Raw genomic sequence first — 19,480 nt, 5'->3', positions numbered from 1 at the left:
TTGACCCCCTCTTAAACGATTATCCAAAATAGTCATTAGTAAGCTCCCTGAATAACGACTTTCTTGTTTGCCGTTATATAATGCCCGTTTGTTAACTGATACCTGCTGGCATGGTGATCGCTCACAATCTTCTTAACTTTCAAATGGGTGCCACTCTTATAATGCTTGACCCTTTCATTAGCATCTAATGATCGATAGGCGTTAACCCCATTCTTAGAGATAACGGTGATCGTTTTGGACTTTGGGACTGACTTGTAGTAAACGGGTGAAACGTACTTACTGTTGGCGGTCACGTAACCAGTTCGACCGGCCGTTTTACTGCCTTTATTGACATCCTTAACCTGGTATCTCAGAACACCGTCGTTGGAGCGGGCATATCCCTTAACAACAAACGTTGGCCGATTTGTCCGCTTGGCATTCTTGTATGTGGCCACTCTCTGTGACTTCTTAAACGTCGCGTCCTTATACAAAGCAATCTTCTTGGTTGCATAGACAACTGAACCAACCTTGGCCGCGGACTTAGGAACGTTCAATTTGTTCGTGTTATTGTGAATTTGAGAATTTGAACTTGAACTCTCTGGCTTGGTTGCCGATGAACTTGCCGAACTGGATGTCGTGGTGGTAGTGGTCGTCGTGGTGGTTGAACTACTACCGTCATTATCATTTGGTTTCGGAGATGGTGCCGGAGCCCCAGCCTTAACAATTTGGAGCTTGCCATCTTGAGCGGTTACCGGAATGCTCAATGTGACTTTCTTCTTGGTAGCCCCACTTGTTCCGTCAAATGATGTGACAACCTTTCCATTAAAGAGCACGTTATAGGTGGCGTTATCAAATCCATTGCCATCGTAAATCGTCAAATCAGCATTGTGTGGCTGCTTTGAAACGTTTTGGAAATCAAACGTTGTGGACGTGCCATCCTTATTCACATCCGCGTGGGTATACTTGTCACCATTAAACGTGTAGGCAAGGTGCTGATCGATCAAGTTAAGCCGCGTGCGTAATCCGTCTTCCGGCGTAACGCTCATCGTGTTACCACTTTCTGAAACATCGGCACCGTAACCGGTTAACCCAAAGATTGGGTCATTCACAACGTCAGCTGAGAGTACTTGAAGAGCGCCAAACAACGACAGATCTGCTTCACCTGACAGTGGAATCCAGCCGTTATGCATTTGCCCTTCGCCAACGCCATAGTGTTGGCGAGTCGTATCACCGAGTTCTGCTTGGTAGTACCAAGCAACCGCGCCAATATTGTTGCTGTCGATTTGACCACTATTGATATGGGTCAGGTTGCCAAGCTTAGCAGCGTAATTAGCCCGTTCTGCCAGGCCAACCTGATCTTGGCTCATTCCATTATCTTGTTCTCGCAGCCAGTTATCCATTGCGGTTCCTGCCAGTGAATCCGTGTACTGGAATTGCCACCAGCTTTCACCGTTAATGGTAACCGGCACACTGTATTGATACCAAGTTGGCTGAACGCTTCGACTTGCCCGGGTCTTCATATCAACCATCTGTTTCATCTTCTGGTTGTTATACATGTCTCCCAGCGAGTAGACCCCTTCTTCAGCGGTGTTATCGTATGGATATTCTGACGTGTAAGGGTATGGGTCCTTGGCAAATTCATCGTACTTATTCTTCAAAATATTCTGAATCGTGGTGGCTTCATTATCCAAATGCTCTGTCTTCAGGGCAGCAACGATGCCGCCGTCCGTTGACTCGCCTTCCAAACCGTCATTGTTATTAACCGCGTTATTCACATAAAGCGATTTCATAATATTGTAGGCTTTAAGCAGATAATCTTTGGCACTTTCCGGATATTTGATCAAATTTGGATAATTCTTAGCGATTTGATACATCTCATAGTACGTGTTGTAAATGTGGGGATATGCCCAGCCTCGCCAGGAATAGTCGTTTGATAAATGACCGTTTACAACCTGGTCGGTTAACCAGTCCGGAACCTTATAGTCATCATGGTGATTCTTCATTAACCCGTTCCAAATACCATTTTCCAGGTAATTGCTAAGGGCTTCAACCTGTTCCTTATTTGGATCGTTCGCATTTTGAGCGGCTAAGAAGAGCCCGTGAGTGAGGCCCCAATCGTCTCCCCATCCTAAACTATGCCAGTCAGATGCGCCTTTAAAATTACCGCGCTTAGCTTGGGTATTGAAGTCCCAATCATCAAAGATGCTGTTATAGAATTTGCTTGAGTCTTTCCATTGGGTGTTCTTCACTATGAAATCAGCGTGTTGTGATAGGGCCTTTTCTGGATTATCAATCACGTAATACTGAAGGGTCGTCTTCATTGGATTCCCATTCAGCTTATAATTAACGATCACATTATTCCGCCCGAGAGAATGAAAGTCGAAGTCATAAATGTGATACTGCTCGCCGTTCTTGGTAATCGTCTTTTCAAAGGTCACTTTTCCTTGTTGATTGGAGCCCAAATTTGATTTTGTATCATTATTGGCATTTGCCTGTTGTGATTCATAATCATTCGTCTGGTTTTGATAATCAAAACTAATATCGCTTGCAGGCACCTTGGTGTGCAAATAAAGTTTACCAGTTGCTTCACCCTTATCGTTCTTGGAAACGATCATTCCCGGAACCGAAACCGCGTCCATGACATTTTCCTTGTACAGGATTGATTTCAACTGATCCTCGTATTTGGTATCCGTCATATCACCAGTGGTTGATGAAGAGGTGTTGGCATTATTCTTGATATCTGAACGGCTGAACTTGAACGAGTAGGTTTTTGACTGCTGGGGGGCAAGCGTCAAAGAAGTATTTGGCAGGTAGCCCTCATTTGTTGACTTAATGGCATCTGACTTGATATAGAAGACACTTAAACCATTGTCATAACCACTATTGAACTGTGTCCAAGGCGCTTCATCGCCGGTATGCGAGCCTTCTCCCCAGTGATCTTGATATTCAAAGCCGGCCCCGGTTGAAGCATCGGGCGTCATCACTAAGAAGTTACCAATCCCACTTGGACGAGTCGCGTATACGTATGAGGAATTTTGGCCAACAAAACTGTGGTAGACTGCACTTTGCTCATAAGCCTGGCTGGTCTTGTCCGCACCACTATAGCTCCACCACTCTTTAAACGGCAATGGTAACCCAAAGTCACCGATGACGAGTGGATGATCAGTATCATTTTTTACCGTGATATCCCACTTAAGGTGCCCATCATTATCAAGCGAGTAAGTTTCAGTTACCCCCATGTTTTGGATCCCGCCGGCGGTCGTTCCCGGTGTATAGTTGACAACTACCTTGTTATTTGACATTGAAACTTTTCGAGTGGCATCGTCAGACTTATTCGTGTACTCCTTCTGCCAAACGTTATTTGTCCCACTGGTTCCACCAGGCTGCGTTTGGAACATCAAGTCGCCAACCCATTCGTGGCCGGCCGTATTTTGAGCCGGATTATCTTTGGCGTTCATAACGTAGTTGGTGTTGAACGAATCATTGCTCAGATACAGTCCTTGAATCGTGCCATTATTGCCAATATCAACTTTGAAATTATCATTACTCATTTCATAGCCGGTGCTGGTTTGGACAGGTTTTACGGACCCCGGGGTTGTGTCCGGATCGACCGCGACCTGGTCAGCAGCCGCGGCCTTGGTTACTTTATTCTGCCCGGTACTGCTTCCATCAGTTGAATGATCGCCAGTACTCGTTGAATTAAAGATGCTTGAACTCGTCGGCAGGGCACTGGGTGTCTGGGACTGTGCCGTACTCGAAGTTGCCGCCGTTGTGTTATCGGCGAAGACAGTCTTATTTCCGGTTGGTGCTGTGAGCAGCGCAATTGATGTTAGCACCGCCGCGCTCATACTAATTGCTAGTAACTTTTTATGCATATGAAAACTCCTCTCAAATAAATGATTTTCCCCTCAGATCATTTCCCCTATGCCGGCATTGTTGGAAAATAGCCTGTGTGTTAACAGCCAGTTTCCAACAAAAATGTAAATGACGATCAGCAATTTCTGAAATCGCTTACAAAAATAATTATACAAGACTCTCAAAATGTTCAAATAGAATAATCCACAATCCCTTTATAATTTTTTACAAAAAGTTAACGATTCCCGTTTTTGACCGAATTATTTGAAGTATCGTTAACTAATTCGTTTTGAAAGCGCTTAAGAGAGATAAATACATCATTATTTATATTTTTTAACAATCTCTTTATATAATCCAAATTTTGGCCAATCATGATGACAGGCGTTCACAAACTCATTCATGTTTTCACAGGAAGCGCCAAAAACGCCATATCTTGAAATTCAAGACACAGCGTTTTTCATTTTGGGGATTTTCTTTCATTCTGAGCGTATAAAATGNGCCCACCACAGTCGAGTTCAAGCGACTGTGATGGGCCCCGCTTATTTCACTTATAGAGGATCATCGAAATTTTAACTAAATTAGTTACCCTTTATCAAACTAGCCGAACCCTTGCGCTTCCGGTAAGCAATCCGCAACAGCTTGACAATTTCCGTGACCACCAGAACGACAAATCCACAGATGGTTGGTACCCACCAGCCGTAGTAGAAGTTGACGTTGCCGGTATGGAAGACGTCCTGCATAAACGGAATGTAGAACATTGCCGCTTGCATGGCCAGCAGCACGGCGATAATCCCAAAGGCCATCTTATTTTCAAAGAAGTGCTTTGAAATAATCGGGTAGGAGTTCCGAATGTTGAACAGATAGAAGATCTTGCCGAAGATAATGATGTTGACGGCCATCGTGCTTCCGAGAACCGGGTTCAAGACCCCGCCTTCGACAAACCGGTCGAAGGTGAAGATGCCCAGTGCCGATATCAACACCGAGACATAGACAATCTCGACGACGTCCATCTTGCCCAAGATCCCCCGGGCGACGTTTCGCGGCCCCCTGACCATGATCGATTCCTCAGCCGGTTCAAAGATAAACGCAAACTGAATGGTCAGCGCCGAAACGGTGTTAATCCACAGCAATTGCGTTGGGAACAGCGGCAGTTCCTGACCCATAATCATACTGATCAGAACCACCAAGCCTTCCGCAAAGCTGGTTGGCAATAGGAATCGAATGGTCTTTTGAATGTTATCAAAGACGTGGCGGCCTTCAGCGACGGCGTCAACGATCGTGGTAAAACTATCGTTCACCAGCACCATATCCGCGGCTTCCTTAGCCACATCGGTTCCCTTGATTCCCATGGCAACCCCAATGTTGGCCTGCTTCAAGGCGGCGGCATCGTTCACCCCGTCACCGGTCATCGCCACAATCTTATCGTTGGCCTGTTGGGCACGAACAATCCGCAACTTGTTAGCCGGCGTTGTCCGGGCAAAAACGTTGTATTTACCAATGTTCTTGACCAGGTCTTCATCCGCCATTTCATCAATTTCCGGACCGGTAATTGCGGTAATCCGCTCATCCAGATCGAGTTTTTGGGCAATTGCCCTCGCGGTATCCGGGTGATCACCAGTAATCATATTAACCTTAACGCCAGCCTGGCGCAGATGGTGAATGGCCGGAATGACTTCTTCGCGGGGCGGATCCATAATCCCGACAATCCCGCTCAGATGAATGCCATCAGAAATCTTGTCCATGACGATTTCTGTCTCGTCATTAGCGACGTCCTTCCAGCCTAAGGCAACCACTCGCAGCCCCTGATCAGTTAATTTGTTGACCTGCTGGTACCAGGCATCCTCGTCAAAATTGGGATCACTGGCCTTTGCCATATCGAAGATTGTCCCGGGAGCGCCCTTTACCATCAATTCATTGTGTTGCTTATCATCATCAATCAACCGGGCACTGTACCGATACGTCGAGTCAAATGGCAAGGTATCAAGTTCGTCAACCTCCGGCGAACGGCCCATCAACTTATGGAACAGGGTTGTCAACGCCCCATCGGTCGGTTCTCCAGTCAACGTCCACTGACCGTCATTTTCCACCAATTCAGCATCGGTGGTTGTTCCGGCAATCTTAACCAGCTCAATGAAGAGTTGATCATTTTGCCAATCAACTTTGTTTCCATCCAACATCACGTCACCGGAAACCCCGTTGTCGCTATCGACAAACCCGGTTCCCGTCACCTGGTAATGATGGTCGCTGGTAATGACATCGGTTACCGTCATTTCATTTTTCGTCAGCGTCCCAGTCTTATCAGTGTCAACGATATCGACGGCTCCCAACGTTTCAACGGCGGGCAGCGTCTTGACGATTGCCCCGCGTTTGGTCATCACCTGAACCCCTCGAGCCAACACAACCGAGGTTGACGCCGGCAGGCCTTCAGGAATTGAACCAACAACCATCGTGATAATCGCAATTGTTAAGGTTGGCAGACTGTAGATTTTGGTAAACAAGCCCAGAATAAACAGGAGCACCGCGATGACGACAATGAAGACCGACAAGTTAAAGCCAAGCTTATTCAGGTTATTCATCAATGGCGTCACTTGTGACTTCACTTCGGAAACACTGGTCTGAATCTGACCGATTTCGGTATTGGTTCCCGTCGCCACGACGATCCCCATTCCGGATCCCTGGGTGACTGAAGTTGACGCGAAGGCCATGTTCGAGCGTTCGGCCAGCGGCACCTTATCACCAGCGAGGGGCTCTTCCGTTTTCTCCACCGAATCACTTTCACCAGTCAAAATGGATTCCTGAATCCGCAAATTATCGGCTGAAATCAACCGCATGTCCGCCGGCACCGAATCACCAGCCTCCAGATTCACCAAATCACCGACAACCAACTCTCTGGCCGGCACTTCAATCTTGTGGCCGTCACGGACCACGTAGTTTTGGCTGACCAACATTTCTTTAATTTTTGTAAGGGCGTTATCGGCCTGAATTTCCTGGAAATAACCGATGAACGCGTTGGCAATAATCACAATGCCAATAACGGTTGCATCCGAGTAATGATGGAGCAGCAACGTAATCACCATCGCAGCGATCAAAATGTAGATGATACTGTTATTGAACTGGTTCAAAAATTTTAACAGTTTACTCTGCTTCTTGGCCGTTAATTCGTTAAACCCATCGCGGGCAAGGCGGCTGCCAGCCTCCTGTTCTGTTAATCCACTTTCAAGATCAGTTCGAAACTGCGTTGCTAATTCATCATTGCCTGTTTGCCATAACCGGCGTTCGGGAGGCACCTCGTTATTCTTAATATCCATTCATGTATCACCTTTCTTTTAGAAAATGAGCTTTTCTTAAGAATCATTATATTATATATGATAGTCTGCCGACAAGCGGGAAGCCCGTTTATCTTTATCCCAAATAATGAGTATGAAAAAAGCACCGCGCCGGAGAAACGCCTCCGAAGCAATGCTCGTAAATTAATTATTAGTTTTCAAAGCCCAAATATGGATTGTCAGGAACCCGCACCAAATCATCAGCAACTAATCGTTCTGCAATTTCAACGGTGTTCCAAGCGGCCCCCTTGAGCAGGTTATCGGAAACCACCCACATGTGGTAGCTGCCGTCATTTTCGTAGTCCGGACGAACCCGGCCCACGAACGTTTCGCGCTTGCCTTCAGCCTCAATTGGCTGTGGGTAAACTTGATGAGCAGTGTCGTCTTGAAGAACAACGCCTTGAGCATCGGCCAACGTCTGCTTGATTTGATCAGTCGTGGCCTTATCGTCAGCGACTTCAAAGTAAACCGTTTCGCCGTGGGCAATACGGATTGGTACCCGCACGCAGGTTGCGGTTACCTTGATGTCCTTGGCATCCATGTCATCTAACATGATCTTCTTGGTTTCGTGGATCATCTTCCACTCTTCGTGAGTGTAGTACCCGTCTTGTTCGAAGACGTCAATTTGGGGTAACAGGTTAAATGCCTGTTGGTAGTGCTTCTTGTCACCCTTAGTTGGTAAAATCTTTGGATCAGTCTTTTCGCCGTTAAGAACTTGTTGGGATTCTTCCATCAGTTCGTTAAGGGCGGATTGGCCGGCACCGGAAACCGCCTGATAAGTTGAGACGATGACCTGCTTTAAACCAAACTTGCGGTAAATCGGGTCCAAGCAGACAACCATTTGAATGGTTGAACAGTTAGGGTTGGAGATAATTCCCCGATGATTATATAACGCCTTTTCGTTTACTTCTGGAATGACCAATGGCACTTCCGGCTCCATCCGAAAGGCACTGGTGTTGTCAACACAGACCGCCCCGCGTTTAACGGCTTCCGGCAGGAACTTTTTAGAAACTGATCCGCCGGCTGAAGCGAGAACCAGGTCAACGCCCTCAAAGGACGCCGGCTTGGCTTCTTCAACGGTGACGTCCTGACCCTTAAACTGTAAGGTTTTTCCTGCTGAATGGGCCGAAGCAAGCAACTTGATACTCTTTACGGGAATGGTTGATTGTTCCAACTGGCTAATCAGCCGGGTTCCAACGGCTCCAGTAGCACCTAAAATTGCAACGTTAAATTCTCTCATCTGAAAATTACTCCCTTAATTTTTAAGATTCTAATTAATATATAATGATACTTTAATCTTCGGAGAAGCACAAGTCCAATTGCTAAACGCGATCGAGCAAATAAGTACTCATTCGATCCATCGCCAACTTAATCGCATCATCAGAAGCGGCATATGACATCCGGATATAACGTTGCCCACCGGGGCCAAATGCTGATCCGGGAACCACGCCGACCTTGGCATGTTCGGCCAAATTGGTCGCGAATTCGACTGATGTTTCGTTAATTGTATCAGGAATTTTCGCAAAGATGTAAAAAGCGCCTTGCGGAAGGGCAATTTCCATCCCCATTGCTTCCAACCGCTTGGAAATGTAGTCCCGGCGTTTCTGATACTGCTGACGCATTGGTTCGGCATCGTGCAGGCCGTTGGTTAAGGCTTCCAAAGCTGCATACTGGGCTGGATTAGACGGACAAGTAACCGCAAAGCCGTGCATTTTAGCAGCGTTGGTCACGAAATCCTTCGGGCCGGCAAAGTAGCCGATCCGATAACCGGTCATGGCGTGGGACTTGGACAAGCCATTGATCACAATGGTCTGATCTGGCAACAGGCTGGCGATCGAATGGTGTTCCACCCCGTACGTCAACTCGTTATAAATTTCATCTGCCAGAACGAACATGTGATGCTTTGAAATAATATCTGCCAAGGCCTTCAACTGATCCTCGGTGTACTCAATACCGGTTGGGTTGGATGGGTAGTTCAATACGATGGCTTTCACGCTGTCGCCATTTTCATCGAGCGCCTTTTGCAGCTTTTCAGGCGTCAGAACAAAGCCGTCTTCAGACGTGTCAATGGTGATGAGTTCACCACCGGCAACCTGCACAACTGGGAAGTAAAGGGCAAACGCCGGGGTCGGCACGATAACTTTATCACCCGGATTGATAATTGAACTCAGCGATGAAAAGATCGCTTCAGTCGCGCCCATTGTGACAACAATTTCTGTATTGGGATCATAATCAACGTTGGTTTTAGTCTTCAAGTAACGACTAATTGCCTGACGCAGTTCAATAATCCCCCGAGAAGCAGAATAGTGCGATTTATTAGCTTTAATACTGTCAATTGCCGCTTGCTTAACGTGTTCCGGGACGTTAAAGTCCGGTTCACCCAACGTTAATTTCACGATTCCGTCAATCGACGAAATCTTTTGATCAAATTCCCGAATGCCGGACGGGCCAACAGCGGCAATGTGCTTGTTAACAACTTCAGAAAGTCCTTTTTGTAATTCTGGCACAATTCTTCATCTCGCTTATAAAATATTTTCCAAACCAAAAATTAAGTCAGTTGCTTTTGCTGCGGCGGGAATCGCCAGCTTAACGCCGTTCATAAACGACCCGCGATCAAATGAATCCTGGCGAATCGTCAGGGCTTCTCCCTTACCGCCGAAAAGAACCTGTTCATGGGCAACGTAACCCGGCAGACGAACGGCGTGAATCTTAATGCCGTGGTAGTCACCGCCGCGAACACCCTTCAATGACTCCTCGGACTTCGGGGCCGGCTTGTCACCGCGCACCTCACTAATCATTTGAGCCGTTGACATGGCAGTGCCGGATGGAGCGTCCAATTTATCGTCGTGATGCATTTCGATAATTTCAACGTCTGGCATGTATTTGGCAGCTTCCTTGGCGAACTTCATCAGAAGAACGGCCGAGAGCCCGAAGTTCGGGGCAATGATGCCGCCAACGTGCTTCTGGGCGGCCAGATCCTGTAATTGGTTTACCTGGTCGGTGGTCATGCCTGACGTCCCGACAACCGGATGAATCCCGTGTTCAATGGCAAATTTCACGTTGCCAAAGACGGCGCTTGGGATCGTGAAGTCAACCCAAACATCAGCATCGGTGTCAATATCATCAAGGCTGCTAAACAACTTCACGTTGTCGCTTAGCCCCATCCCCTGCATGTGGGCAACATCAATGCCCGGATTGTAGGCCCCGACCAATTCGAAATCATCATTTTCATTAACCATTTGAACCGTTTTTTGGCCCATCGATCCCATGAAACCAGCAACTAAAACTTTTATCATGACTAAACTCCTCGTATCAAAATATTATGATCAGACCAGCCAGCGACTATCCCTTGGCACTTGCCAAGTCGCGGGCACCAAGCCGTTGCGCCAAAATGGCTTTCTCCTCGTCATTCAATGAGAGAATCGGCAGGCGGCAGTCGCCCACTTCATAACCCTGGGCGTTCAAGACGGCCTTAACGGGTGATGGTGACGGGTACATGAACAGCGCTTTGATCTTCGGGCTCAAGAACCGCATTAGATCACCGGCCTTTTGGTAATTACCAGCATACAGGCTGTCGTACATATCCCGAATTTCTTGGCCATAGACGTGACTGGCAACCGAAATGACGCCGCGGCCACCGACGATTTTGGCAAACAATGCCTGAGCATCTTCACCCGTAAAGACGTTAAAGTCATCATCGGTGTGCTCAACGATGTATTCGAAGTCGGCCATATCAGTGCATTGCTTTACGCCGGCAATGTTTTCGTTCTTCGATAATTCAACGACCGTATCATTGGCCATCGTAACCCCGGTTCGACCAGGAATATTATAAATAATCAACGGAACCGATGACTGTTCGGCAACCGCCGTAAAGTGGGCAATCATGCCGCGCTGGTCAGGCTTGTTATAGTATGGCACAACCACAAGCGCGTAATCAATGCCGGGAATCTGGCTGACTTCAGCGGTGAAGTGAGTGGTCTCAAACGTGTTGTTACTGCCAGTGCCGGCAATGATGACGCCGCGGCCATCAACAATCTGAGCAAATCGGGTGTACAGCTCGATCTTTTCATCATGGCTTAAAGTAGGGGTTTCACCGGTGGTTCCCCCAATAACAAAGCCCTTGCTGCCGGTGTCAATTAAATGATTGGTCAATTTTTCAAGCGCGTCGAAGTTAATCGTGCCATCGTCACTAAACGGGGTAATAATTGCTGTCAAAATATCTGCATTAATCATATAAATCCCTACTTTCTTTATTCTTTGTATTAAGTATCTTCTATATTAACTAACGGATTCGCCCTGACGGAATCTCAAGAACCGGACGATTGAATTAACGCCTTTGCCGATTGCGGATTCCTTGGGGTTCAACGTTGCGGAATGAAGCGGTGAGCTCGAATCAACTCCCAGCCAGAACATTGTGCCGGGAATCTTGGACAACAGGTAACCGAAATCTTCGCCGGTCATTGCAGGCTGGGTTTCCACAAACTGGGTTTGGGGATCCTGCTTGGCAAAGTCGATGAACCGTTTGGTCAATTCATCGTTGTTCTCAACTGGAAGATAACCTCCCTGGTTGAATTCAATGTCAACCTTGGCATCATAGCTGGTAGCGACCCCATTCGCTACCTGCTTCAAACGGTCAACAATGTGTTCGATCATCTTCTGCGTCAGCCCCCGAATGGTGCCCTCGATTCGGGCTTTGCCGGCAATCACGTTTCGAATCGTGCCGGCGTCCAACTTGCCAAAGGTAATCACGCCGCCCTCAATCGGGTTAACGCTTCGAGAAACGATGGTTTGCACCTGGCCGATAAATTCAGCCGCGGCGACCACCATGTCGTTGGCGTCCTGGGGGTAAGCCGCGTGACCGCTCTTGCCAATCAAATCAACATTGACTTCGGTGGTCCCGGCAAACAACGTCCCCATCCGGCAGCCAATTGCCCCGGCAGGTAAATTGGGGTTGTCATGCAACCCGTAAAACTCATCCGGTCGCCATTTCCCTTTAAAGACGCCCTGCTCATAAGCAACCTTGCCGCCGTTTTCACTTTCCTCAGCGGGCTGGAAGAAGAACACGAGGTTGTCTTCCGGCTGATGCTCGCTGAACCAGTTCAGAACCCCTAGGGCAACGGTCATGTGAATATCGTGGCCGCAAGCATGCATGACACCTAGATTCTGCGATGCAAACGGCAATCCGGTTTCCTCGGTCACCGGTAAGGCATCGATGTCGGTTCGATAACCAATCGTGCGTTTCGGTTGGCTGCCGCGAACGTAAACCAACAGCGCCGTTGGTAAGTCAGGCAGCTCTCTAATTTCTAGATAATCTTGTTTGAATTGTTGGATGATCGTTAATAAGTATTGGTGAGTGGTCACCTCATGCATTGCCAGTTCTGGGTGTTCATGAAGGTGACGGCGAATCCCAATCAGATCATCGGTTGTTAGTTGGGTCATAGGATCACAACTTTCTTAAATCGTCTTCGAGGCCGGTCTTTGATTTTGTCTTGGCGTCAACATCCTTAATTTTCCGGGCTGGCGTGCCAGCAACCATTGTATACGGCGCAACGTCTTCAGTTACCACGGCACCGGCTGCCACGACGGCCCCCTCACCGACATGCACGCCTTCAATTACCACGGCGTTGGCACCAATTAACACGTTGTCGTCAATCTGAACGGGTTTGGCCGATGCGGGTTCGATGACCCCTGCCAAGACGGCCCCGGCACCGATATGGGAATGCTTACCCACGATCGCCCGGCCGCCCATAACAACGCCCATATCAATCATACTGTCGGCACCAATCTCAGCACCAATATTAATGATAGCGCCCATCATCACAACGGCGTTATCACCAATTGTGACGTGATCCCGAATGATGGCCCCCGGTTCAATTCGCGCGTTAATGTTCTTCTCATCCAACAGCGGAACAGCTGAATTACGGGAATCAGATTCAATCTCGGTATCGTCGATGTGATCCTGGTTGGCTTTCAGGAATGGCTCAACGTCCTTCCAATCACCAAACAGGATTGCGGTATGGGTCTCAACGAAGGCTTTGATGGTTTCCGGAATGGTAACGTCTGCCAAGCTGCCCTTCACGTAGACCTTAACCGGGGTTTTCTTTTCGGCATTGCCGATATAATCAATAATTTCTCGTGCACTCAATTGTTCCATTGCGATAAAATCTCCCTTATAAGTAGTAGTTTTTTGTTTCAAATCATTATTTCAAGGTAAACGGCTGATCCAAATGAATCAGGTCTTCGTAACTTTCACGCTTAATGGCCAGTTGATCCTTACCATTCTCAACGAAAACCACCGCTGGGCGCGGATTTCGATTATAATTTGAAGCCATCGCGTATCCGTATGCGCCAGTGGCCAACATGGCCAATACATCCCCGGGCTTAGTTGCCGGAAGCGGCTGCTTTTGAATCAGAATGTCACCGGATTCGCAATACTTCCCAGCGACCCGGACGGTTTCTTTCACCGGCGCCTTTGGATCGTTCGCCAGAACCGCGTCATACTTTGCCTGATACAGAGCGGGGCGGATGTTATCACCCATGCCGCCATCAACGGTCACGTAGGAACGAATTCCGGGAACATCCTTGCGACTGCCAACGGTATAGAGGTTATAACCGGCGGGACCGGCAATCGAACGGCCCGGTTCAATCCAGACAGCCGGCATTGGCATGTCCAGTTCGCCAACCCGTTTCTTAATGGCCTTCACAATGGCGTCAACGAACATTTCCGGGGCGATCGGATCATCGTCTTCGGTGTAGCGAATGCCGAAGCCGCCGCCAACGTTGACAACCTTGGCAGTGTAACCAATTTCCTTGTGCCAGTCACCCAGGGTATCAACCAGCTTGGTGGCTGCCATCTCAAATCCCTTCACCTCAAAGATTTGTGAACCGATGTGGGCGTGAATGCCAAGCATCGTCATCCGTGGATCGGCAAGCACAAGGTCAAGGGCCTTGCGGGCTTGGCCGCTTTGAAGGTCAAAGCCAAACTTACTGTCAACTTGGCCGGTCTGGTCATATTCATGGGTGTGGGCGGAAATTCCTGGAGTTACCCGCAGCATCACGTTGATGTGGGCATCCTTCTCATCAAGAATTTGTTTAAGGAGATCAATTTCGTGGAAGTTGTCGAGGATGATCACCCCAATTTGGTGATCGACCGCCATTTCTAATTCTTCAACGGACTTGTCATTCCCGTGAAAACTCACGTGGTCCATTGGGAAGCCGGCTTGAATGGCCGTGTAGAGTTCACCGCCGGATACAACATCAATGTGGGCATCTTCCTGATTAATCAGTTGAAACATCGCGATGCAGGCAAAGGCTTTGCTAGCATAACTAACCGCGTAATCAACGCCATTGTCTTGAAACACTTTTTGAAAGTGATGGATTTGGTCCCGAATCGCTTTGACATCGTAGACCACCAACGGGGTTTGGTACTTTTTCACCAAATCCAGCGCGTCGGCGCCGCCAATTGCCAAATGACCGGCTTGATTAATTTGAATCTGACTCATATCACTACTCATTAACTCTTCCTCCAGATCGTTTTCAAAAAGGGATAAAAAAATCTCTTTGCTTAGCGCTAACTAAACAAAGAGATTCAGAATTTTACAGATCACTCATATTCTTTATCAATTTTGTCGTCGTTAGCGCCCCGCAGTCGACGTTTTCAACTGCGACAGTCCAAAGCCTGTTAAGCTAAGTCCCAGCGTGCCAAGGCCTGTATACCTTGGTGCTTCGGCAACCGCCCCTTTCATCAGCTTCAACGTTCAAACAGGAACTTCACTGACTACTCTTGTTGGTTGCGACCTCTAATGATTATTTACTCACTAGTTTATAATGCTTCTCATACGACGTCAACCGTTTTGCGCAAATTCGTTAAAATTGGCAAGCTAACACCGGTATGACAGTTGAAAATCCGGGCTTACTCGCCCCCGTTTAGGAAATTGTTTGCAACAACGACTTTACTCCCTGCCGATTTGTGCTAAAATTCGACTTAATGAATTTTAACTGAATTATTAATTTATGGGAAAACAGGGAGTGGAGTAAGCGATGAAAGTTGTTAAGTTTGGCGGTAGTTCGTTAGCGGACGCCGCGCAATTTCAAAAGGTGATCAAAATTGTCCAATCCGATCCGGACCGCAGAGTGGTTGTCACGTCGGCGCCCGGAAAACGCTTTGCCGGTGACATTAAAGTGACCGACCTATTAATTAAATATGCCAAGGCAACGTTAGCTCACCAAGCCAATTCATACGCTGACGATATTTTCGCCCGCTATCAGGAAATTGGCCGCGGGTTTGACGTTGACGATGCCGTGCTAGCCGATATTAAGGCTAAGCTCATGGCTTTGCCAACCAAATCCTACCAGGATGACGATTATCTGATGGCCGCCTTCAAGGCCCATGGTGAACGGCTCAACGCCGAATTGTTTGCCGCCTGCTTGAATCAGCTTGGCACCAAAGCCCGGTTCGTGGACCCTTCAGAAGCCGGCATCATCCTTGAAGACAATCCAAACGGCAGTACGGTTCTCCCCGAAACGTACGCGAATTTGGCCAAGCTTCACTATCCAAACGACGAAAAGCTCATTTTCCCAGGCTTCTTCGGCTTTACCAAGAAGGGCGCCATTGTGACCTTTGCCCGCGGCGGGTCCGACATTACCGGCTCAATTCTCGCCCGGGGACTGCACGCGTCGCTTTATGAAAACTTCACCGATGTTGACGCCATTTACGCCGCAAATCCAAAAGTTGTCGACCATCCCGCTCCCATTTCCAAGATGACTTTTAGAGAGATGCGAGAACTTTCTTACGCCGGCTTCTCAGTCTTTAACGACGAAGCCATCATTCCCGCCATCGAAGGTCAGGTGCCGATTAACGTCAAAAACACCAACCATCCGGATCTGCCTGGGACCCTAATCGTTCCGGAAAAGGATATGACCACCAAGCATCCGGTGACCGGGATTGCCGGCTCAAACCGGTTCGCGGCGCTTTACCTGCACCGTTACCTGCTGAACAAGGAAGTCGGCTTCACCCTCAAAATTTTGCAAATCTTATACAAGTATGGCGTTTCTTACGAACACATGCCATCCGGAATCGATGATTTAACCATCATCTTTGACCGGAATCAGCTTGACGACCAGACCATTGACGAAATGTGCAAGGATATCCAAGACACCGTTCACCCCGATGATATGGAGTGGATTGACGATTACGCGATCATTATGGTTGTCGGCGAAGGAATGCGTGCTAAAATAGGCACAATAGAAAATATTATCGACCCGTTAGCCGACCATCACATTGGCGTCCACATGATTAATCAGGGCGCGTCACGCATCTCCATCATGCTGGGGACGCGGGAATCCGATGCCGACAACGCGGTTCGGTACATTTACCAAAATTTTTTTAAATCAGGCGTCATGACAGCCGACACTTACCAAGCAACGGCTAATTAATTTTCATTGGAGGAATCAACATGGTGCAATTACTCAAGGTTCACGGCTCACAAAATGAATTTTTCATCCTCGATCAAACCGAGCTGGCTCACAAACTCAGCCAGCCCGAATTGGTGGAATTAACCAAACAAATCACCGATCCAGCCAAAGGTCTGCTCGACGGTGCCGATGGTCTTCTGGTAATTGACCAGTCTGCACACGCCGACGCCCTTGGCAGTATGCAGGTCATTAACACCGATGGCAGCATTGCGTCGATGTGTGGCAACGGCTTGCGAACGGTTTCCCGTTACCTGTCAGACAAATACCATCAGGATGCTTTCAAGGTGGAAACCATGGACAGTGATTTAAGTGTTCACCGCGAAATCCCGTTAGCATCTGGCGTGCCAACGTTTAGCGTCGAAATCTCCCCAGTGACCTTCAACAAAGAATCGTTGCCATTCCAAAATCTTGGCGGCGACACGCTGATTAACCGACCAGTGCCAGCGTTTGCGGACGGATTGACCTTTACGGCAATTGCGGTTCCAAATCCTCACCTGATCAGCTTTGTCAGCGAAGACGTCATGAATTCCGACTTACTCGGCAAGCTCGGCAAGACCCTGAACAATCCCAACGACTACTTCACTGACGGCGTTAACGTCAGTTTTGCGCAGATCCTCGGTCACAACGAATTGTTTGTACGCACTTACGAACGCGGGGTTGGCTTTACCAACGCCTGCGGTACCGGCATGTCGGCTACCAGCCTGGCCTTCGTGATGAACCATCCCGACCAAGCCGACTTCGACCAAACCATTTCGGTTTACAATCCCGGCGGCATGGTGAAGACCCGCGTCCACGACGATAACGGCACCTACCATATCGACTTGATTGGCAATGCCACCTTCACCCATGAAGTTGCCATTCCAGAAGCTGATTTACACGCCAACGACCTGCAGCACGCAACCATTCACGAAACTGGCGAGCAACGCGATTATTTGGAATTCGTCAGTCATCTGCATCAACAAGCTTAACTCATTAACAAAGCCCTTTCTTCCTGACAATTGTCAGCGAGAAAGGGCTTTGTTAGTTAGCGCGAGGTAATCTGTCCTGTTGTCCCCCACCCTATTATTCCTGATGTTCCCGCTGCCAGACTTCTTGAATCATCTGGTTGGCCAACACCTTACAAATCAGCTCGATGAGTTGATCCTGCATGTAGGTCGTGGCATCGAAATGCACGGTTTCGCCATTGATAGCGGTAATCACCATCCCAGTCACGCGAATGTGAACGTTATAGCGGTCAAACGTCTTAATAATCGCGGCCAGTTTTTCGTCAGTCATCATTGGTTATTGGCCCCCTAATCGTAATTTCAATCGCCATTCGTCTTGGCGTACTTGGTTCGGCTTCTGCCGTAAATCCATTAGCGGCGCCACTGCCAGCAGAAAATCCTTCACGTCTTCATAGTGAGCCTTACTGGAAAAGTAGTGGTTGGCCTTACGCTGTGATAATTTGTCAATCTTAGTCTGCAGGCCCTTCAAATACTGTTCAACATATTGAATGGTGTTTTCGCGGATGCTAGCGAGGTTGGCAATCTTTTCGTCTTCGGGATCCTCAATTTCCAATTCCTCAGTTAATTTGAAGGTTGCGAGTTGATCGGCGTCAGAATTAAGCAACAGAAAGTCACCATGAGTCACCGCATCCCCAAACGTTGTTAAATCCGTCTTCGTCAGGTAATCAGGCAGCTGATGATTGGCCACCCGGACCAAGAGGATGGCCTCACGGGTAATGCCGCCGCCAAATTTGATATGGATGACAAAATTTTTCTTGCCTATGTAGTTGACGTTATCCAAAATCAATTGGGGATTGTTGGTCGTGACCCGCCCTATTGAAAAATATGTCGACTGCTTGTCTGAAATGAGTTGGCCAAAGTGTGGCTGCATCGTTGTTCCTCCGTTTCGCATTTTGTGATTAATTTTAAAAATAATTCCGATTAGATCTATTTTAACGTATAATGATTCGTGAACACACGTTCCAAACGAATTATTTGAAGGGGTCAATATGGCAATTCATCAAATTGGTATCCGGGAGCTGGTTGAATTCCTGCGGCGAACCGGCGACCTCAGCCCGATTACCAGCAGTGATAACAGCATGCAGGAGGGCAGTCGAATTCATCGGAAACTCCAAAAGCGGCGGCCGGACAGTTACCAAGCAGAAGTCGGGCTTAAAACGGCCTTTGAATTTTTAGGCGACGACTATGTCATCCACGGCCGCGCCGACGGGATTGACTACCAGGATGATCACGTCCTGATTGAGGAAATCAAAACGTCAGATTTGGAATTCAAAGCCGTTCCTGACGCCACCATCCAGTTATATTGGGCGCAGGCACAGGTCTACGCCTATATTTTAATGACCGATAATGACCTGGAAAGCCTTGAGCTTCAGCTGACCTATGTCCAGACCCCCGACGAGCGGATCACCACCAAGCGAAAACCCTATTCGCGAAAAGAAGCTGAAACCTTCTACAATCAGTTGATCGCCGACTATCAGGATTGGCTGAAGCTGCGCCATGAACTGGATGAGCAGCGGAAAAAAACGGCCCAGGCGCTCACCTTTCCGTTCGCGGACTACCGCCCCGGACAGCGCCAACTGGCGGTCAACGTTTATAAGGCAATCATGCTGGAAAAGCATTTGTTTGTTGAAGCCCCCACCGGCACCGGGAAAACGATTTCGACCCTCTTTCCGGCGATCAAATCCATGGGCGAGGCCCTGATCAGCCGGATTTTTTATTTTACTGCCAAGCAAAGTACTCGGCACGTCGCGGAAAACACGATTTCACTGATGGCTGACCATGGCCTACACCTCAAAAGCATCACGTTAACCGCTAAGAAGCTGTCCAAGATCTATGATTTTT

General features: G+C 48.1%; 14 protein-coding genes and 1 riboswitch. Of the genes, 3 read left to right on the top strand and 11 right to left on the bottom strand.

Features of this window, described 5'->3' with window-relative positions:
* Positions 1–35 precede the first annotated feature (35 nt).
* From FD47_RS08230 to lysA, 9 genes are all read right to left on the bottom strand, one after another.
* On the bottom strand, positions 36–3,854 hold the full coding sequence (locus FD47_RS08230) for a DUF5695 domain-containing protein (protein ID WP_056980485.1): 3,819 nt from the start codon (positions 3,852–3,854) through the stop codon (positions 36–38).
* Between the two features lie 558 nt (positions 3,855–4,412).
* Positions 4,413–7,142 carry an HAD-IC family P-type ATPase gene (locus FD47_RS08225; RefSeq protein WP_056980483.1) on the bottom strand — a complete coding sequence of 910 codons (2,730 nt, stop codon included), beginning with the start codon at positions 7,140–7,142 and terminating at the stop codon, positions 4,413–4,415.
* Between the two features lie 169 nt (positions 7,143–7,311).
* On the bottom strand, positions 7,312–8,400 hold the full coding sequence (locus FD47_RS08220; RefSeq protein WP_008212472.1) for an aspartate-semialdehyde dehydrogenase: 1,089 nt from the start codon (positions 8,398–8,400) through the stop codon (positions 7,312–7,314).
* Positions 8,401–8,482: 82 nt separating this feature from the next.
* Positions 8,483–9,667: an aminotransferase class I/II-fold pyridoxal phosphate-dependent enzyme gene (locus FD47_RS08215; RefSeq protein ID WP_056980481.1), complete on the bottom strand. Its 1,185-nt coding sequence runs from the start codon at positions 9,665–9,667 to the stop codon at positions 8,483–8,485.
* A 15-nt stretch (positions 9,668–9,682) separates the two neighbouring features.
* Positions 9,683–10,456 carry a 4-hydroxy-tetrahydrodipicolinate reductase gene (gene dapB / locus FD47_RS08210; RefSeq protein ID WP_056980478.1) on the bottom strand — a complete coding sequence of 258 codons (774 nt, stop codon included), beginning with the start codon at positions 10,454–10,456 and terminating at the stop codon, positions 9,683–9,685.
* A gap of 46 nt (positions 10,457–10,502) precedes the next feature.
* Positions 10,503–11,393 (bottom strand): 4-hydroxy-tetrahydrodipicolinate synthase, encoded by an 891-nt coding sequence (gene dapA, locus FD47_RS08205; protein WP_008212469.1) that lies wholly within the window; start codon positions 11,391–11,393, stop codon positions 10,503–10,505.
* Positions 11,394–11,438: 45 nt separating this feature from the next.
* Entirely contained in the window at positions 11,439–12,599 is a 1,161-nt protein-coding gene (locus tag FD47_RS08200) for an N-acetyldiaminopimelate deacetylase (RefSeq protein WP_054734844.1), read from the bottom strand.
* A 4-nt stretch (positions 12,600–12,603) separates the two neighbouring features.
* The gene (gene dapD / locus FD47_RS08195; protein ID WP_054734841.1) at positions 12,604–13,314 is read right to left on the bottom strand and encodes a 2,3,4,5-tetrahydropyridine-2,6-dicarboxylate N-acetyltransferase; all 711 of its coding nucleotides are present in this window, start codon (positions 13,312–13,314) and stop codon (positions 12,604–12,606) included.
* A gap of 46 nt (positions 13,315–13,360) precedes the next feature.
* Entirely contained in the window at positions 13,361–14,674 is a 1,314-nt protein-coding gene (gene lysA, locus FD47_RS08190; protein ID WP_054734838.1) for a diaminopimelate decarboxylase, read from the bottom strand.
* Between the two features lie 113 nt (positions 14,675–14,787).
* Positions 14,788–14,970: riboswitch (Lysine riboswitch) on the bottom strand.
* 230 nt (positions 14,971–15,200) lie between these two features.
* Between lysA and FD47_RS08185 the strand changes: the two genes are divergently transcribed.
* Both FD47_RS08185 and dapF read left to right on the top strand, forming a co-directional pair.
* On the top strand, positions 15,201–16,595 hold the full coding sequence (locus tag FD47_RS08185) for an aspartate kinase (RefSeq protein ID WP_056980476.1): 1,395 nt from the start codon (positions 15,201–15,203) through the stop codon (positions 16,593–16,595).
* A 20-nt stretch (positions 16,596–16,615) separates the two neighbouring features.
* Complete coding sequence (gene dapF / locus FD47_RS08180) at positions 16,616–17,602, top strand: diaminopimelate epimerase (RefSeq protein WP_056980475.1); 987 nt, start codon at positions 16,616–16,618, stop codon at positions 17,600–17,602.
* Positions 17,603–17,696: 94 nt separating this feature from the next.
* On the opposite strand, the gene FD47_RS08175 is transcribed toward dapF, so the two are convergent.
* Both FD47_RS08175 and FD47_RS08170 read right to left on the bottom strand, forming a co-directional pair.
* Positions 17,697–17,912: a hypothetical protein gene (locus tag FD47_RS08175; protein WP_054734836.1), complete on the bottom strand. Its 216-nt coding sequence runs from the start codon at positions 17,910–17,912 to the stop codon at positions 17,697–17,699.
* A 3-nt stretch (positions 17,913–17,915) separates the two neighbouring features.
* On the bottom strand, positions 17,916–18,509 hold the full coding sequence (locus FD47_RS08170; RefSeq protein WP_054734805.1) for a hypothetical protein: 594 nt from the start codon (positions 18,507–18,509) through the stop codon (positions 17,916–17,918).
* Between the two features lie 118 nt (positions 18,510–18,627).
* On the opposite strand from FD47_RS08170, the gene FD47_RS08165 reads away from it, so the two are divergent.
* Positions 18,628–19,480: PD-(D/E)XK nuclease family protein (locus tag FD47_RS08165; RefSeq protein ID WP_191982194.1), on the top strand; the 853-nt coding region annotated here is incomplete at its 3' end.

Source organism: Lentilactobacillus parafarraginis DSM 18390 = JCM 14109 (assembly GCF_001435895.1).
In the GTDB taxonomy this organism is placed as follows: domain Bacteria; phylum Bacillota; class Bacilli; order Lactobacillales; family Lactobacillaceae; genus Lentilactobacillus; species Lentilactobacillus parafarraginis.
This window is presented reverse-complemented; position numbering and strand designations above follow the sequence as displayed.

What these genes read in the sequence shown, in the direction of transcription:
- FD47_RS08230 (WP_056980485.1), bottom strand. Translation starts at nt 3,854, where the DNA reads ATGCATAAAAAGTTACTAGCAATTAGTATGAGCGCGGCGGTGCTAACA.
- dapF (WP_056980475.1), top strand. Translation starts at nt 16,616, where the DNA reads ATGGTGCAATTACTCAAGGTTCACGGCTCACAAAATGAATTTTTCATC.
- FD47_RS08200 (WP_054734844.1), bottom strand. Translation starts at nt 12,599, where the DNA reads ATGACCCAACTAACAACCGATGATCTGATTGGGATTCGCCGTCACCTT.
- FD47_RS08225 (WP_056980483.1), bottom strand. Translation starts at nt 7,142, where the DNA reads ATGGATATTAAGAATAACGAGGTGCCTCCCGAACGCCGGTTATGGCAA.
- dapD (WP_054734841.1), bottom strand. Translation starts at nt 13,314, where the DNA reads ATGGAACAATTGAGTGCACGAGAAATTATTGATTATATCGGCAATGCC.
- FD47_RS08170 (WP_054734805.1), bottom strand. Translation starts at nt 18,509, where the DNA reads ATGCAGCCACACTTTGGCCAACTCATTTCAGACAAGCAGTCGACATAT.
- lysA (WP_054734838.1), bottom strand. Translation starts at nt 14,674, where the DNA reads ATGAGTAGTGATATGAGTCAGATTCAAATTAATCAAGCCGGTCATTTG.
- dapB (WP_056980478.1), bottom strand. Translation starts at nt 10,456, where the DNA reads ATGATAAAAGTTTTAGTTGCTGGTTTCATGGGATCGATGGGCCAAAAA.
- FD47_RS08185 (WP_056980476.1), top strand. Translation starts at nt 15,201, where the DNA reads ATGAAAGTTGTTAAGTTTGGCGGTAGTTCGTTAGCGGACGCCGCGCAA.
- FD47_RS08220 (WP_008212472.1), bottom strand. Translation starts at nt 8,400, where the DNA reads ATGAGAGAATTTAACGTTGCAATTTTAGGTGCTACTGGAGCCGTTGGA.
- FD47_RS08175 (WP_054734836.1), bottom strand. Translation starts at nt 17,912, where the DNA reads ATGATGACTGACGAAAAACTGGCCGCGATTATTAAGACGTTTGACCGC.
- dapA (WP_008212469.1), bottom strand. Translation starts at nt 11,393, where the DNA reads ATGATTAATGCAGATATTTTGACAGCAATTATTACCCCGTTTAGTGAC.